The organism is Mycolicibacterium chubuense (assembly GCF_001044255.1).
Lineage (GTDB): Bacteria > Actinomycetota > Actinomycetes > Mycobacteriales > Mycobacteriaceae > Mycobacterium > Mycobacterium chubuense.
The window spans coordinates 1-16692 of record NZ_JYNX01000030.1; the positions used below are offsets into that span (position 1 = coordinate 1).

A 16692-nucleotide genomic window follows, 5' to 3' on the forward strand; every position below is an offset into this window, starting at 1 on the left:
ACGCCGGCATCCGCGACCGCAACGGCACGCGACCCATCGCAACACTCCTCAATCACACGGGGTGTTGCATCGACCCCTTGAAACCGCCCGAGTGCAGCCGTCAACACTGCACACTCGATGCGTCGTGAGAGGAAAGCGCCCCCGGCAGGGATCGAACCTGCGACCAACCGCTTAGAAGGCGGTTGCTCTATCCACTGAGCTACGGGGGCAACGCCCGAGGAGTCTAGCCCAATCGGTGTAAACCACGGGTTGCGTCGTCACCTAATGTGAAAGCAATGGCTAGCCACCACACGAAAGACAAGGGCGACTTGGGGATCGCCAAGGCTCATGCAGATTTGGTGGCCAAGGGCTACACAGTCCTCTTCCCTGCGACGGAGCACGCTCCGTTTGATCTTGTCGCGTACGAAACGGGCAACTTCCATCGCCTACAAGTGAAGTACCGCTCCGCTCGAGCGGGCGCCGTCACCGTGAAGTTTCGGTCGATCTGGGCGGACCGCGCAGGGACTCATACGACGCCGACGGACAAGACCGCGATCGATGCGCTGTGCGTCTATTGCCCGGAAACAGATGAGTGTTACTACATCGATCCGGCGGCTCATGGTTCGTCTGTGACGCTGCGTATCACCCCGAGCAAGAACGGGCAGCTTGCCGGAATTTTGGAGGCTGCGGCGTTTCGCGAATTGCCGCCGCCCGCGGTTGGCACGCCATGAGGTCGCGGACAGCGTGATTTGTGTCGCGAAGGCTATCGCGCGCAGGCCCTAAAGCCGCTCCGCGTCTCAGGGCGGCCGACTAGCGTGGTGCCCATGAGCAATGCGCCGGAAGTGGACGCGGCCGGACTCCCGGAGGAACTCAGTCCGCTCGACCAGATCCTGCACCGTGGCGAAGCCAACCCGCGCACCCGCTCCGGCATTCTCACGGTCGAACTGCTCGACACCACTCCCGACTGGAACGTCTTCCGCGCCCGCTTCGAGAACGCCTCCCGCAAAGTCCTGCGGCTGCGGCAGAAGGTCGTCACCCCGACGCTGCCGACGGCTGCGCCGCGCTGGGTGGTCGACCCGGACTTCAACCTCGACTTCCACCTGCGCCGCGTGCGCGTCCCGCAACCGGGCACCCTGCGCCAGGTGATGGATCTGGCCGAGGTGGCCGCCCAGTCGCCGCTCGACATATCCCGTCCGCTGTGGACCGCCACGCTGATCGAAGGGGTGCACGACGGACAGGCCGCGTTGATGGTCCATCTCAGCCACGCCGTCACCGATGGCGTGGGCGGGGTCGAGATGTTCGCCAACCTGTACGACCTGGAACGCGACCCCCCGCCGCAGGACACCGCGCCGCTGCCCATCCCGGCCGACCTGTCACCGAATGATCTGATGCGCCAGGGGTTCAACCGGCTGCCCGGCACCATCGCCGGCGGGGTCCGCGACGCGCTCTTCGGCGCTGCGCAGGCGGTCGGGCACGTCGTGCGCGACCCGGTCTCACGGCTGGGCAGCGTCATCGACTACGCGATGTCGGGCGCCCGCGTCATCGGTCCGGTGGCCCCGCCCTCGCCGCTGCTGCGCCGGCGCAGCCTGTCGAGTCGCAGCGAGGCCATCGACATCGAGTTCGGTGCCCTGCACCGCGCCGCCAAGGCCGCGGGCGGCTCGATCAACGACGCCTACCTGGCGGGGCTGTGCGGCGCGCTGCGGCGCTACCACCAGGCCAAGGGGGTTCCGGTGGACACGCTGCCGATGGCGGTGCCGGTGAACTTGCGGTCCGAGGCGGACCCGGCGGGCGGCAACCGGTTCGCGGGGGTGAACCTCGCCGCGCCGATCGGGCTGAGCGACCCGGCGGTACGCATCCGCAACATCAGGACGCAGATGACGCGCAAGCGCGACGAGCGCGCGCTCGACATGGTCGGCGCGATCGCCCCGGTCGTCTCCCTGCTCCCCGACAGCGTGCTGGAGTCGATGGCCGGTTCCATCGTGAACTCCGACGTGCAGGCCAGCAACGTGCCCGTGTACGCGGGGGACACCTTCATCGCCGGAGCGAAGGTGTTGCGGCAGTACGGGCTCGGGCCGCTGCCCGGGGTCGCGATGATGGTCGTGCTGATCTCGCGGTCCGGCTACTGCACGATCACCACCCGCTACGACCGCGCGGCCATCACCGATCCGGCGCTGCTGGCCCAGTGTCTGCTCTCCGGTTTCGACGAAGTCCTCGCCCTGGGCGGTGACGGCCGGGCCGTGCCCGCGACCTTCGCCGACGAGTCGTCCACTCTGTCCTCCACCACCTCGACGTCCTCCACCACCTCGACGTCCTCCACCACCTCGACGTCCCCTGCCCCCTCGACGAATGGAAGTGCCGCACAGTGACACCGAATACGGCCGGCAGCCCTCAGATGCGTCTCCCCGGGTCGGTCGCCGAGATCGAAGCCAGCCCGGAGGGTCCTCAGGTCGGGGCGTTCTTCGACCTCGACGGCACTCTGGTCGCCGGATTCACCGGCGTCGTCATGACGCAGGACCGGTTGCGGCGCCGGCAGATGTCGGTCGGTGAGTTCATCGGCATGGTGCAGGCCGGCCTCAACCATCAGCTGGGGCGCTCGGAGTTCGAGGACCTCATCGGCAAGGGCGCCCGGATGCTGCGCGGCAACTCCGTGGACGACATCGACGAACTCGCCGAGCGGCTGTTCGTGCAGAAGATCGTCGGCCGCATCTATCCGGAGATGCGCCAACTGGTCCGCGCGCACATGGCCCGCGGCCACACCGTCGTCCTCAGTTCCTCCGCGCTGACCGTGCAGGTCGAACCCGTCGCTCGCTTCCTCGGGATCGACAACGTGCTGAGCAACAAGTTCGAGACCGATGAGAACGGACTGATCACCGGCGAAGTGGAGCGGCCCATCATCTGGGGGCCGGGCAAGGCCCGCGCGGTGCAGGAGTTCGCCGCGGCCAACAGCGTCGACCTCTCGCAGAGCTACTTCTACGCCGACGGCGACGAGGACGTCGCGCTGATGTACCTCGTCGGCAATCCCCGGCCGACCAATCCCGCGGGCAAGATGGCCGCCGTCGCCGCCAAGCGCGGCTGGCCCATCCTGCGCTTCAGCAGTCGCAGCGGGGCGAGCCCGGTGTCGCAACTGCGCACCGCGGCCGGGATCGCGACGATGGTGCCGGTGGCGTGGGGAGCACTCGGGGTGGGGCTGCTCGCGCGCAACCGGCGCAGCGGGGTGAACTTCTTCACCTCGGTGTTCGGCAGAACCCTGCTCAACACCATCGGGATCAACCTGAACGTGCTCGGCGAGGAGAACCTGACCGCGCAGCGCCCCGCGGTGTTCATCTTCAACCACCGCAACCAGGCCGACCCGCTCATCGCCGGCAGGCTCGTCAGTGACAACTTCACCTCGGTCGGCAAGAAGGAACTCGAGAACGACCCCATCGTCGGCACGATGGGCAAGATCATGGACGCCGCCTTCATCGACCGTGACGATCCGCGCAAGGCCGTCGAGGGGTTGAAGAAGGTCGAGGACCTGGCGCGCAAAGGCCTGTCGATCCTGATCGCCCCCGAAGGCACCCGGCTGGACACCACCGAGGTCGGCGAGTTCAAGAAGGGCCCGTTCCGGATCGCGATGTCGGTGGGCATCCCGATCGTGCCGATCGTCATCCGCAACGCGGAGGTGATCGCCGCGCGCGACTCCAGCACGTTCAATCCCGGGACCGTGGATGTCGTTGTCTTCCCGCCGATTCCGGTCGACGACTGGACGCACGACACCCTCGACGAGCGCATCGCCGAGGTGCGGCAGCTCTACCTCGACACCCTCAAGGACTGGCCGCAGGACACCCTGCCGGAGCCCGACCTGTACAAGCGCACGAAGGCGGCCAAGGCCCCGGCCAAGAAGGCCGCGAAGAAGACACCGGCGAAGAAAGCCGCCGCCAAGAAGACCGCCGCCAAGAAGACGACCGCGGCCAAGAAGACGACCGGGGCCAAGAAGGCGCCCGCGAAGGGCCGGCCATGAAAGTCCGCGCCGACGACATCACGGCGTTCACCGCCGTCGACGACACCCTCGTGCTCGCCTCGGTGTCGTCACCGGCCGAGGAGGAGCTGCTCAGCGACTGGCTGCACCGGCAGCGGGACGAACACCCCGATTCCAAGATCGAGGTCCTCAGACTGCCGGCCGACGATGACCCGCCGCCGGGGGTGCTGGCTCAGCTGGTGGAGATGCTCGACGCCGACGACGACCGCTCCGTCGTCCCGGTGCGCGTGTTCTGGGTGCCCGGCGGACTGCCGACGCGCTCGAAGGTGGTCGCGCTCATCTCGGGGCGTGACACGTACTGCCCGCCGAAGATCCTGCAGCACAGCATCCTCAAACGTGACCCCTCACGTGCCCGTGTCGTCGCCGGCGAACCGGCCAAGGTGTCCGAACTACGGCAGTACTGGAGTGACAACACCACCGCCGAAAACCCCAGGGAATTCGCCCGATTCGTGCTGCGCCGGGCGATCCTGGCGATCGAGCGGGTGGAGCTGCGGCTGCTCGGGCCGGAGTACAAGTCCCCCCGGCTGATCAAACCCGAGGTGCTCTCCTCGGCCCGGTTCCGGGAGGGCCTGGAGAAGATCCCCGGCGCCACCGTCGAGCAGGCCGGCGAGATGCTCGACGAACTCGGCACCGGCTGGAGCCGGTTCTCCGTCGACCTGATCCCGTCGCTGGGCCGGGCCATCTTCAGCCGCGGCTTCGACCCCAACATCGACTACGACCGCACCGAGGTCGAGACGATGCGCCACGCGCTGGAAGCCCACCCGGCCGTCCTGCTGTTCTCCCACCGGTCCTACCTCGACGGGGTCATCGTGCCCGTCGCGATGCAGGAGAACCGCCTGCCGCCGGTGCACACGTTCGCCGGGATCAACCTGTCGTTCGGGGCCATGGGGCCGCTGATGCGCCGGTCCGGCGTGATCTTCCTGCGCCGCAAGCTCGACGACCCGTTGTACAAGTTCGTGCTGCGCCAGTTCGTCGGCTACATCGTCGAGAAGCGGTTCAACCTGTCGTGGGCGATCGAGGGCACCCGGTCGCGCACCGGAAAGATGTTGCCGCCCAAGCTCGGTCTGCTCGCCTACGTCGCCGACGCCTACCTCGACGGCCGTAGCGACGACATCCTGCTGCAGCCGGTGTCGATCAGCTTCGACCAGCTGCACGAGACCGCCGAGTACGCGTCGTACGCCCGGGGTGGCGAGAAGACCCCGGAGGGGTTGTCCTGGCTGGTCAACTACATCCGCGCCCAGGGGGAGCGCAACTACGGCAAGATCTACGTCCGGTTCCCGCAGGCGGTGTCGATGCGGGAGTACCTCGGCGAGCCGCACGGCCCGATGACCACCGACGAGGCGGCCAAACGCCTTGCGCTGCAGAAGATGGCGTTCGAGGTGGCGTGGCGCATCGTGCAGGTGACGCCGGTCAACGCGACGGGTCTCGTCTCGGCGCTGCTGCTGTCCACCCGCGGGGTCGCGCTGACACTGGACCAGTTGCACCACACCCTGCAGGACTCGCTGGACTACCTCGAGCGCAAGCAGACCCCGATGACCAACAGCGCGTTGCGGTTACGCACCCCCGACGGCGTCCGCGCCGCGCTGGACGCGCTGTCGGGTGGACACCCGGTCACCCGCGTCGACGGCGGCCGCGAGACCGTCTGGTACATCGCGCCGCAGGACGAGCTCGAGGCGGCCTTCTACCGCAACTCACTGATCGACGCGTTCCTGGAGACCTCGCTGGTCGAGCTCGCCCTCGCCTATGCCGCCCGCACGGACAGCGATCGGCTGGACGCGTTCTGGAGCCAGGTGATGCGGCTGCGCGATCTGCTCAAGTTCGAGTTCTACTTCGCCGACTCGGCGGCCTTCCGCGCGCACGTCGCCGAGGAGATGTCCTGGCACGAGGACTGGGAGAGCGACGTCGCCGCCGGCGGTGACCGCCTCGACGCGCTGCTGCGAGCCAAACGCCCGACGATCGCCGGCCCGCTGCTGCGGCCGTTCTTCGAGGCCTATCAGATCGTCGCGGACGCCCTTCTGGACGCACCGGCCGACATCTCCGAGAAGGACCTGACGGCCAAGGCGCTCGGGCTGGGCCGGCAGTACGTCGCGCAGGGTCGGGTGCAGAGCAACGAGTCGGTGTCGGCGCTGCTGTTCACCACCGCGCGGCAGGTCGCGGCCGACCAGCATCTGCTCGAACCCGCCGCGGACCTCGCCGACCGGCGCAGGAACTTCCGCGGCGAGCTGCGGGGCATCCTGACCGACATGAACACCGTCGACCGGACGGCCCGCAGGCAGTTCGTCGCGCGGGAGCGCAGCCGTCGCGAGCTGCGCAAGCCGACGGTCTGAGGAGCGCCGCCCGCAGAGGTCATACGCTGGAGGGATGACTCTCACCGGCCGACCCGCCACGGTAGGCGTGCGCAGGGCATCGGTGTGGCCAGTGCTCTACGGCGTCGCCGTGCTCGCCGGGCTGACCGCGGCCGGGCTGTCCGCGCTGTCGCTGGCCGAGGCGCTGACCGCGACCGGACTGCCCGACCCCGGACCGGTCACCACCTACGGGTTGCCGTTCGTCAAAGCCGCCGGTGAGTTGGCCGCGGTGATCGCCACCGGCTCGTTCCTCTTCGCGGCGTTCATGGTGCCGCCGCAGGCCAACGGCGTGCTCGACGTCGCGGGCTATCGGGCGCTGCGCACCGGCACGGCGGCCGCGGGGATCTGGACCGTCTGCGCTGTGCTGATGGTGCCGCTCACCGTCTCCGACATCAGCGGGCAGCCCCTGTCGTCGCGGCTGAGTCCCGGCGACATCTGGTCGGTCGCCGACCTCATCGACATCGCGGGAGCCTGGCGGTGGACGGCGCTGTTCGCCGCGGTGGTGACCGTGGTGAGCATCCCGGTGCTGCGGTGGTCGTGGACGCCGGTGCTGTTCGCCGGGTCCCTGGCGACGCTGCTGCCGCTCGCGCTCACCGGTCACTCGTCCTCCGGCGGCGCGCACGACATCGCGACCAACAGCCTTCTCGTGCATCTGATCGCCGGTGCGGTGTGGGCCGGGGGACTGCTGGCCCTGCTGGCGCACGCGCTGCGGGGCGGATCCGGCGGGCAGGAGCGCAGCGACCGGGGGATGATCCAGCACGGGTACCTGGCGGCGCGACGGTTCTCGGCGGTGGCGCTGTGGTGCTTCGTGGCGATGGTGCTCAGTGGCGTCCTCAACGCGCTCGTGCGGATGCGGCCGGAGGACCTGGTGCAGACGCGGTACGGGTGGCTGTTGCTCGCCAAGATCGTCGCCCTGGTCACGCTCGGATTCCTGGGGTGGCGGCAGCGGCGCAGCGGGATCGCCGCGCTCGCCGAGGATGCGAACGCACGCGCAGCGCTGATCCGGTTGGCGCTCGTCGAGGCGGTCGTCTTCGGGTTGACCTTCGGCATCGCCGTCGCGCTCGGACGTACCCCGCCACCGCCCCCGCGTTCTGTCGACCTGTCGATCCCCGCCGTCGAGATCGGCTACGACCTGGACGGTCCGCCGACGGCGGCGCGGTTGCTCTTCGATTGGCGGTTCGACCTGGTGTTCGGGACCGCGGCACTGGTGTTCGCCGTCGTGTACCTCGCCGCGGTGCGCCGGTTGCGCCGTCGCGGCGACGCGTGGCCGATCGGGCGCGTCGTGGCGTGGCTGCTCGGGTGTCTGGTGCTGCTGCTGGCGACGTCGTCGGGGATCGGCCGCTACATGCCGGCGATGTTCAGCATGCACATGATCGCCCACATGCTGCTGTCGATGCTGGCGCCGATCCTGCTGGTGCTCGGCGCCCCGATGACGCTGGCGCTGCGCGCGTTGCCGACCGCCGGCCGCAACGAGCCGCCCGGCCCCCGGGAATGGCTGCTGGCCGCGCTGCATTCGCGGTTCTCCCGGGTGCTGACCAATCCGTTCGTCGCCACCGCACTGTTCATCGTCGGGTTCTACGGCCTGTACTTCGGCGGCATCTTCGACGCCGTGGTCGGCAGTCACGCCGCGCACCTCGCGATGAACCTGCACTTCCTGCTCAGCGGCTACCTCTTCTACTGGGTGGTGATCGGCATCGACCCGACGCCGCGGCCGCTGCCACCGATCGCCAAGCTGGGCATGGTGTTCGCGTCGCTTCCGCTGCACGCGTTCTTCGGTGTCGTGCTGATGGGCACCAATACCGCGATCGGCGGCGACTTCTACCGCTCGCTGGCCCTGCCCTGGCACACCGACCTGCTCGGGGATCAGCGCCTCGGCGGCGCGATCGCGTGGGCCGCGGGTGAGGTGCCGCTGGTCGTGGTGCTGATCGCGCTGTTCGTGCAGTGGCGCCGCAGCGACGACCGGACCGCGCGCCGGCTCGACCGCGCCGCCGACCGCGACGACGACGCCGACCTGGCCGCCTACAACGCGATGCTCGCCGAGTTGGCGCGCCGGGACCGCGCCGACGGTTAGCCGGACCCCGGCGCCGCGCCGGCCGCGATCGCGGCGGGCCAGCCGCCGTATCCGCTGATGTCGGTTCCGTCGGCCGCGGCCGCGTCGCAGCTGAATGCGGTCCGCCACGAGCCGTCGGCGAACTCGACCTTGCCCAGCTGCATCGGCGCCGGCAGCGCCGCGAGGAACCGCCCCAGCGCCGCCGCCGACATCAGCCACCGCTGCCCGTAGAGCGCCGCTCCGGCCGAGCCGTCGGGGACACGGCAGACCGCCGGTTTGGCCGGCGTCGACGGCAGCACCGTCATCCGGTAGCGCGGGGCGGTCGTCACCTCGCCGGCCCAGCGGGCGCCCCGGTCGGTGAGCTGGTGGGTCAGCGGGCCGCCGAGCAGATGCGCGCCGAACACGACCAACTCCTGCGGATCGGCGACAGTGAGTGGCCAGACATCGTCGATCGTGCACCCGGTCAGCGCCGCGGCCACGTCCAGCGCGACCGCGTCGTCGTGCGGGCGGGCTAGCACCGCGAAGTGCGCGGTGTACACGGCAGCGCCGCCTGGGTCGCCGCAGGGCCGGCCGGTCGTCAGGACAGCGTCGACCCCGTCGGGAAGCCGCCCGCCGTCGTCCGGCGCCGCGACCACCGTGGCGTCGGGAATCGCCTGCCGCACGGCGTCGGACAGCGCGCCGGGCGCAGCGATCACGGGTCGCGGCGGCGCGGCGAACCGGACGTCGGCGGGCCAGCGCGTCGCCGCGGCCTGCGGGGCGAGCACGGCCATCGCGCGGTTGGCCGTGACGAGATCGGGCCCCAGGACGGTGATCCGATCGGCGGCCGTGGTGGGCGCGATGCCGACAGCGCCGGCCGGCACGTGCGTCCCCGTGAGGACGCGCACCCCGGGCAGCGAGGTCTGGTCGGCGGTCACCCGCTCAACCTAGGCGGCCGTCATCCCCAATGCGCGATTCATCCCCAGGGTCGCGGCCCGGCGGGCGCTGCCGGGGCCCCGCTGTCGGCGCCGCGGCGCTCAATGGCGGTGTCACCGACGGCTCGGGCGCCGTGCCCGGGCCGCAGCCACACGAGAAAGAGGAACCGTCATGTTCGAGACCCCCATCGCCATCGTCGGCACGATCGTCACCGCTCCGGAGCGCCGCTGGGTCGGCGACCAGGAGCTGTTCAAGTTCCGCGTCGCGAGCAACTCGCGCAGGCGCACCGCGGACGGAAGCTGGGAGCCGGGCAATTCGCTGTACGCCACGGTCAACTGCTGGGGCCGCCTGGTCACCGGCGTCGGTGCGGGCCTCGGGAAGGGGGACGCGGTGATCGTCGTCGGCACCCTGTATACCAGCGAGTACGAGGACCGCGACGGCAACCGGCGGTCCTCGCTGGAGATCCGGGCCACCAACGTCGGGCCCGACCTCGCGCGGTGCATCGCCCGCATAGACAAGCGCAGGCATCTCGAACAGGCCGCGGGCGCCTCGACCGGGGACACCGCGGCCGCGGAGGACGAGCCGGACGAGCCCCAGGCCGGGGCCGAGACCGTCGGGCTGCCGCTGTCCGCCTAGCGCCGGGCAACGCCGGCGCGGCCACGCCTAGGATGGGCTCCGGACTATCGCAGATCGCGAAGACCGGAGAAAGGCGACATCACAGGCATGGCCGAATTCATCTACACGATGCGGAAGGTCCGCAAGGCGCACGGCGACAAGGTCATCCTTGACGACGTCACCCTGAACTTCCTTCCGGGCGCGAAGATCGGCGTCGTCGGCCCCAACGGGGCCGGTAAGTCGAGCGTCTTGCGGATCATGGCCGGATTGGACCAGCCCAACAACGGCGACGCGTTCCTGGCCCCCGGCGCCACGGTCGGCATTCTCATGCAGGAGCCCCAGCTCGACGAGACGAAGACCGTCCGCGAGAACGTCGAAGAAGGCGTGCCGATCAAAGCCAAGCTCAACCGGTACAACGAGGTCGCCGAACTGATGGCGACCGATTACTCCGACGAGCTCATGGAAGAGATGGGCGCGCTGCAGGAGGAGCTCGACGCCGCCGACGCGTGGGACATCGACAGCCAGCTCGAGCAGGCGATGGACGCGCTGCGCTGCCCGCCCGCCGACGAGCCGGTGACGCACCTGTCCGGCGGCGAGAAGCGCCGTGTCGCGCTGTGCAAGCTGCTGCTGTCCAAGCCCGACCTGCTGCTGCTCGACGAGCCCACCAACCACCTCGACGCGGAGAGCGTGCTCTGGCTCGAGCAGCACCTCGCCGAGTACGCGGGCGCGATCCTGGCCGTCACCCACGACCGGTACTTCCTCGACAACGTCGCCGAGTGGATCCTCGAACTCGACCGCGGCCGCGCTTACCCCTACGAAGGCAACTACTCCACCTACCTGGAGAAGAAGGCCGAGCGGATCGCCGTGCAGGGGCGCAAAGACGCCAAGCTGCAGAAGCGGCTCAAGGACGAACTGGAATGGGTGCGCTCGGGAGCCAAGGCCCGCCAGGCCAAGAACAAGGCCCGCCTCGGCCGCTACGAGGAGATGGTCGCCGAGGCCGAGAAGACCCGCAAGCTCGACTTCGAGGAGATCCAGATCCCGACCGGCCCGCGCCTGGGCAGCGTCGTCGTCGAGGTCGAACACCTCGACAAGGGCTTCGACGGCAGGCAGCTGATCAAGGACCTGTCGTTCACGCTGCCGCGCAACGGCATCGTCGGCGTCATCGGGCCCAACGGCGTGGGCAAGACCACGCTGTTCAAGACCATCGTCGGCCTCGAGCAGCCCGACAGCGGAACCGTCAGGATCGGCGAGACGGTCAAGCTGAGCTACGTCGACCAGAGCCGCTCGGGCATCGACCCCAAGAAGACGGTGTGGGAGGTCGTCTCCGACGGGCTGGACTACATCGAGGTCGGTCAGAACGAGATCCCGTCGCGGGCCTACGTGTCGGCGTTCGGGTTCAAGGGACCCGACCAGCAGAAGCCCGCGGGCGTTCTCTCCGGCGGTGAGCGCAACCGGCTGAACCTGGCGCTCACGCTCAAAGAGGGCGGAAATCTGCTGCTTCTCGACGAGCCCACCAACGACCTGGACGTCGAGACACTGAGTTCCCTGGAGAACGCACTGCAGCAGTTCCCCGGTTGCGCGGTGGTCATCTCCCACGACCGCTGGTTCCTCGACCGCACGTGCACGCACATCCTGGCCTGGGAAGGCGACACCGACAACGAGGCCAAATGGTTCTGGTTCGAGGGCAACTTCGGCGGCTACGAGGAGAACAAGATCGAGCGGCTCGGCGCCGAAGCGGCCCGTCCGCACAGGGTGACCCACCGCAAGCTCACGCGGGGATAGTCTCGTCGTGCGGACCAAGTGACCGACCGCCGAACGCGGCCGGTCGCAGCCAACGGCGGCCGGTACGCAGTGTGTGAGTGTAGGAGCGGCGCATGTCGTTGAAACCCGGTGCGATCGGGGAAACCGAGCAGGACGTCACCCCCGAGGTGGTCGACCGCCTGCTTCCCGCATACCTGGAGACCTATCGGGGTCCGCACGGCGGAGCCCCGGGCTCCGAGGGCGCCGTGACCGGACCGCTGCGCCGGCCCGCGGAGAGCTCGCCGGCGGGCACGGCGCTGATCGAGGCGCAGTACCGGCTGGGCCGGCAACGGTCGGCGGGCGCGACCCTGGTCGCCGTCTACGGCGCCGACGAGCCGGGCGGGTTCGGTCCGGCGCTGCAGGTCATCACCGACAACGCGTCGATGCTGATGGACTCGGTGACGGTCCTGCTGCACCGGGTCGGTGTGGCCTACAAGGCGATCATGAACCCGATGTTCCGCGTGCGCCGCGGTGCGGGCGGGGAGCTGCTCGACATCGTCCCGTCATCACAGGCCACCTTCGGCGACGGCGTGGACGAGATCTGGGTCCACGTGCAGCTGTCCAGCGCGGTGGACCGGCGCGCGCTCGCCGAGGCCGAGCGGCTGCTGCCGCGGGTGCTCGCCGACGCGCGCCAGGTGGCGTTGGACTCGGAGAGCATGGCCGCGATGCTGCGCAGCCTGGCGGCCGAACTCGACAGCGACACCGGTCGCCGGTTCCCCAGTCCGGACCGCAAGGACGTCGCGGCGCTGCTGCGCTGGCTGGCCGACGGGCATTTCGTCCTGTTGGGTTATCAGCGCTGCCCGGTCCGTGACGGGGAGGCCACCGTGGACGCGGGCAGCCGGCTCGGCGTACTGCGCCTGCGCCAGGATGTGCTGCCGCAGCTGACCAACAAGGACGAGCTTCTCGCGCTCGCTCAGGCGACGATCCCGAGCTTCCTGCGGTACGGCGCGTACCCGCACATCGTGGTGGTGCGTGAGCAGCCCGGTGGCGGCGGCGACGACTCCGCGGCCATCGAGCACCGCTTCGTCGGCATGTTCACCGTGGCGGCGATGAACGCCAACGTGCAGGAGATCCCCTTGATCTCCCGCCGGGTCAACGACGCGCTGGCGATGGCGCACCGCGATCCCAGCCATCCCGGCCAGCTGCTGCTCGACATCATCCAGACGATTCCGCGCTCGGAGCTGTTCGCGCTCAACGCCCGCGCACTCCTCGACATGGCGATGGCCGTCGTCGACCTGGGCTCGCGCCGGCGCACCCTGCTGTTCATGCGGGCCGACCCGCTGGCCCACTTCGTGTCCTGCCTGGTGTACCTGCCCCGTGATCGCTACACGACCGCCGTGCGCCTGGAGATGCAGGACATCCTGGTTCGCGAACTGGGCGGTCTCAGCATCGACTACTCCGCGCGGGTCAGCGAATCACCCTGGGCGCTGGTGCATTTCACGGTGCGGCTGCCCGAGGGTTCCCGCCCCCAGGGCGTCGACGTGTCCGATGCGAACGAGTCCCGCATCCAGGATCTGCTCACCGAGGCCGCGCGCACGTGGGCCGACCGGATGCTCGGCGCGGTCCGCACGGCGTCGATCGACCAGGGCATCGCGGAGCACTACGCGGCGGCCTTCCCCGAGGTGTACAAGCAGGCCGTCACGCCGCTGCACGCCCTCGCCGACATCGCGATCATCGAAGAACTCGACGACAACACCGTCAAGCTGGTGCTCGACGACACCGAGAGCACCGCCGTCGACGGCATCTCCAACCTGATCTGGTATCTCGGCGGCCAGTCGGCGTCGCTGAGCCGGCTGCTGCCGATGCTGCAGTCGATGGGGGTGACGGTGCTCGAAGAGCGGCCGTTCACGGTGACCCGTCCCGACGGGCTGCCGGTGTGGATCTACCAGTTCAAGGTGTCACCGCACCGCGGCATCCCGGTCACCCCGCCCGGCGCCGAGCGCGAGGCCACCGCGCAGCGCTTCGCCGACGCCGTGACCGCGATCTGGCACGGCAACTCCGAGATCGACCGCTTCAACGAACTCGTGCTGCGTGCGGGGCTGACCTGGCAGCAGGTCGCCGTCCTGCGCGCCTATGCCAAGTACCTCAAGCAGGCCGGGTTCTCCTACAGCCAGTCCCACATCGCCGACGTGCTCAACGACAACGCCGGAACGGCACGCTCGTTGGTCGAGCTGTTCGAGGCTTTGTTCGTTCCCACCTCCCGCCCGCCGTCCAGTCCCACCGATCAGGACCAGAGCGACGCGACCCGGCGCGACGCCCAGGCCGCGGCCGCCGCGGTAGCCGCCGACATCGACGCGCTGGTCAGCCTCGACACCGACCGGGTGCTGCGGGCGTTCGCCTCGATGATCCAGGCGACCCTGCGCACCAACTACTTCGTCACCCGGTCGGACTCGGCGCGCGCCCGCAACGTGCTGTCGCTCAAGCTCAATCCGGAGCTGATCGACGAATTGCCGCTGCCCCGGCCCAAATTCGAGATCTTCGTCTACTCGCCGCGCGTCGAGGGCGTGCATCTGCGATTCGGTTTCGTCGCGCGCGGCGGGCTGCGCTGGTCGGACCGCCGCGAGGACTTCCGCACCGAGATCCTCGGACTGGTCAAGGCGCAGGCGGTCAAGAACGCCGTGATCGTCCCCGTCGGGGCGAAGGGCGGTTTCGTGGTGAAGAGGCCGCCGGCGCCGACGGGCGACCCCGCCGCGGACCGCGACGCCACCCGCGAGGAGGGCGTGGCCTGCTACCGGCTGTTCATCGCCGGCCTGCTCGATCTCACCGACAACGTCGACATGTCCACCGGCGCGATCGTGGTCCCCGAGGGCGTCGTGCGGCGCGACGGCGACGACGCCTACCTCGTCGTGGCCGCCGACAAGGGCACCGCCACGTTCTCCGACATCGCCAACGACGTCGCCAAGTCCTACGGCTTCTGGCTCGGGGACGCGTTCGCCTCCGGCGGGTCGGTGGGCTACGACCACAAGGCGATGGGCATCACCGCCAAGGGCGCCTGGGAGTCGGTGAAGCGTCACTTCCGGGAGATGGGCATCGACACCCAGAGCGAGGAGTTCACCGTCGTCGGCGTCGGTGACATGAGCGGCGACGTCTTCGGCAACGGCATGCTGCTCTCGCAGCACATCCGCCTGCTCGCCGCGTTCGACCACCGGCACATCTTCATCGACCCCGATCCGGACGCCGCGACGTCCTGGCAGGAGCGTAAGCGGTTGTTCGACCTGCCGCGCTCCAGCTGGGAGGACTACGACACCTCGCTGATCAGCGCCGGCGGCGGCGTCTACAGCCGCGAGCAGAAGTCGATCCCGATCAGCGCCGAAGCGCGGAGCGCGCTGGGGATCGACGACGACGTCACCGAACTGACGCCGCCCGCCCTGATCCGGGCGATCCTCAAGGCGCCGGCCGACCTGCTCTTCAACGGCGGCATCGGCACCTACGTAAAGGCCGAGACCGAGTCCGACGTCGGCGACCGCGCCAACGACGCGGTGCGGGTCAACGGAAACCAGGTGCGCGCCAAGGTGATCGGCGAGGGCGGCAACCTCGGCGTCACGTCGCTGGGGCGCATCGAGTTCGATCTGGTGGGCGGGCGCATCAACACCGACGCGCTGGACAACTCCGCCGGTGTCGACTGCTCCGACCACGAGGTCAACATCAAAATCCTGATCGACTCGCTGGTGACGGCGGGGAAGGTCACCACCGAGGACCGGACCGACCTGCTGCTGTCGATGACCGACGAGGTCGGCCGACTCGTGCTGGCGGACAACGAGAGTCAGAACGACCTGATGGGCACCAGCCGCGCGAACGCGGCAAGCATGCTGTCGGTGCACGCCCGGATGATCAAGGACTTCGTCGACGAGCGTGGCCTCAACCGCGAGCTCGAGGCGCTGCCCTCGGAGAAGGAGATCCGCCGCCGGACCGAGGCCGGGATCGGGCTGACCTCTCCGGAGCTGGCGACCCTGATGGCCCACGTGAAGCTGGCGCTCAAGGACGATCTGCTGGCGGGGGATCTGCCCGATCAGGAGGTGTTCGCCTCCCGGCTGCCGTCGTACTTCCCGACCACACTGCGGGACCGGTTCGCCACCGAGATCCGCTCGCACCAGCTGCGTCGCGAGATCGTGGCGACCATGCTCGTCAACGACGTCGTCGACACCGCGGGTATCTCCTACGCCTACCGGGTCGCCGAGGACGTCGGTGTCTCGGCGGTCGACGCGGTGCGCAGCTTCGTGGCGGTCGACGCGATCTTCGGGGTGGGCGAGGTGTGGCGGCGCATCCGGGCCGCCGGCGTCGACGGGGTGTCCGTCGCGGTCACCGACCGGATGACCCTCGACCTTCGCCGGCTGATCGACCGCGCATCGCGCTGGCTGCTCAACTACCGTCCTCAACCGTTGGCGGTGGGCGCCGAGATCAACCGGTTCGCCGAGAAGGTGACCGCACTGACCCCACGGATGTCGGAGTGGCTGCGCGGGGACGACCGGGCGATCGTGATGAAGGAGGCGGGGGAGTTCAGCGCCCAGGGCGCGTCGGACGACCTGGCGTACCAGGTCGCGACGGGGCTCTACCAGTTCAGCCTGCTCGATGTCATCGACATCGCCGACATCGTCGACCGCGATCCCGCCGAGGTGGCCGACGCCTACTTCGCGCTGATGGATCACCTGGGTACCGACGGCCTGCTGACCGCCGTGTCGCGGCTCTCCCGGGAGGACCGGTGGCATTCGTTGGCGCGGTTGGCGATTCGTGACGACATCTACGGCTCGCTGCGGGCACTGAGCTTCGACGTGCTGGCCGTCGGTGAGCCCGACGAGAACGGCGAGGAGAAGATCTCCGAGTGGGAGATGACCAACACCAACCGGGTCACTCGCGCCCGCCGGACGTTGACCGAACTGTACGAAAGCGGCGAGCACGACCTGGCGACGCTGTCGGTGGCGGCCCGTCAGATCCGCAGCATGACCAGGACGAGTGGGACGGGAACATCCGGGTGA

General features: G+C 69.4%; 9 protein-coding genes and 1 tRNA gene. 8 read left to right on the top strand and 2 right to left on the bottom strand.

Annotated elements, in window-relative coordinates; genetic code table 11:
• Positions 1 to 136 precede the first annotated feature (136 nt).
• A tRNA-Arg gene (locus MCHUDSM44219_RS08155) sits at positions 137 to 209 on the bottom strand.
• Between the two features lie 66 nt (positions 210 to 275).
• On the opposite strand from MCHUDSM44219_RS08155, the gene MCHUDSM44219_RS08160 reads away from it, so the two are divergent.
• The 5 genes from MCHUDSM44219_RS08160 (at position 276) to MCHUDSM44219_RS08180 (ending at position 8413) form a co-directional block, all read left to right on the top strand.
• Positions 276 to 710: a group I intron-associated PD-(D/E)XK endonuclease gene (locus MCHUDSM44219_RS08160; protein ID WP_048417744.1), complete on the top strand. Its 435-nt coding sequence runs from the start codon at positions 276 to 278 to the stop codon at positions 708 to 710.
• A 93-nt stretch (positions 711 to 803) separates the two neighbouring features.
• Positions 804 to 2345 carry a wax ester/triacylglycerol synthase family O-acyltransferase gene (locus MCHUDSM44219_RS08165; protein WP_048417745.1) on the top strand — a complete coding sequence of 514 codons (1542 nt, stop codon included), beginning with the start codon at positions 804 to 806 and terminating at the stop codon, positions 2343 to 2345.
• A 26-nt stretch (positions 2346 to 2371) separates the two neighbouring features.
• Positions 2372 to 3979 carry an HAD-IB family hydrolase/lysophospholipid acyltransferase family protein gene (locus tag MCHUDSM44219_RS08170; RefSeq protein WP_048417746.1) on the top strand — a complete coding sequence of 536 codons (1608 nt, stop codon included), beginning with the start codon at positions 2372 to 2374 and terminating at the stop codon, positions 3977 to 3979.
• Positions 3976 to 6324, top strand: coding sequence for a glycerol-3-phosphate 1-O-acyltransferase (locus MCHUDSM44219_RS08175; protein WP_048417747.1), 2349 nt, complete (start codon positions 3976 to 3978; stop codon positions 6322 to 6324). Before MCHUDSM44219_RS08170 ends, MCHUDSM44219_RS08175 begins: the two co-directional genes overlap by 4 nt.
• A 34-nt stretch (positions 6325 to 6358) precedes the next feature.
• Positions 6359 to 8413, top strand: a complete 2055-nt coding sequence (locus MCHUDSM44219_RS08180) for a bifunctional copper resistance protein CopD/cytochrome c oxidase assembly protein (protein WP_048417748.1) — start codon at positions 6359 to 6361, stop codon at positions 8411 to 8413.
• Here MCHUDSM44219_RS08180 and MCHUDSM44219_RS30450 read toward each other — a convergent pair.
• On the bottom strand, positions 8410 to 9306 hold the full coding sequence (locus MCHUDSM44219_RS30450; protein WP_053081214.1) for an allophanate hydrolase-related protein: 897 nt from the start codon (positions 9304 to 9306) through the stop codon (positions 8410 to 8412). The genes MCHUDSM44219_RS08180 and MCHUDSM44219_RS30450 overlap by 4 nt on opposite strands.
• A 169-nt stretch (positions 9307 to 9475) precedes the next feature.
• Between MCHUDSM44219_RS30450 and MCHUDSM44219_RS08190 the strand changes: the two genes are divergently transcribed.
• The 3 genes from MCHUDSM44219_RS08190 (at position 9476) to MCHUDSM44219_RS08200 (ending at position 16692) form a co-directional block, all read left to right on the top strand.
• Positions 9476 to 9940, top strand: coding sequence for a single-stranded DNA-binding protein (locus tag MCHUDSM44219_RS08190; protein ID WP_048417749.1), 465 nt, complete (start codon positions 9476 to 9478; stop codon positions 9938 to 9940).
• Positions 9941 to 10027: 87 nt separating this feature from the next.
• Positions 10028 to 11701 (top strand): energy-dependent translational throttle protein EttA, encoded by a 1674-nt coding sequence (gene ettA / locus MCHUDSM44219_RS08195; protein WP_048417750.1) that lies wholly within the window; start codon positions 10028 to 10030, stop codon positions 11699 to 11701.
• Positions 11702 to 11793: 92 nt separating this feature from the next.
• Complete coding sequence (locus tag MCHUDSM44219_RS08200; RefSeq protein WP_048417751.1) at positions 11794 to 16692, top strand: NAD-glutamate dehydrogenase; 4899 nt, start codon at positions 11794 to 11796, stop codon at positions 16690 to 16692.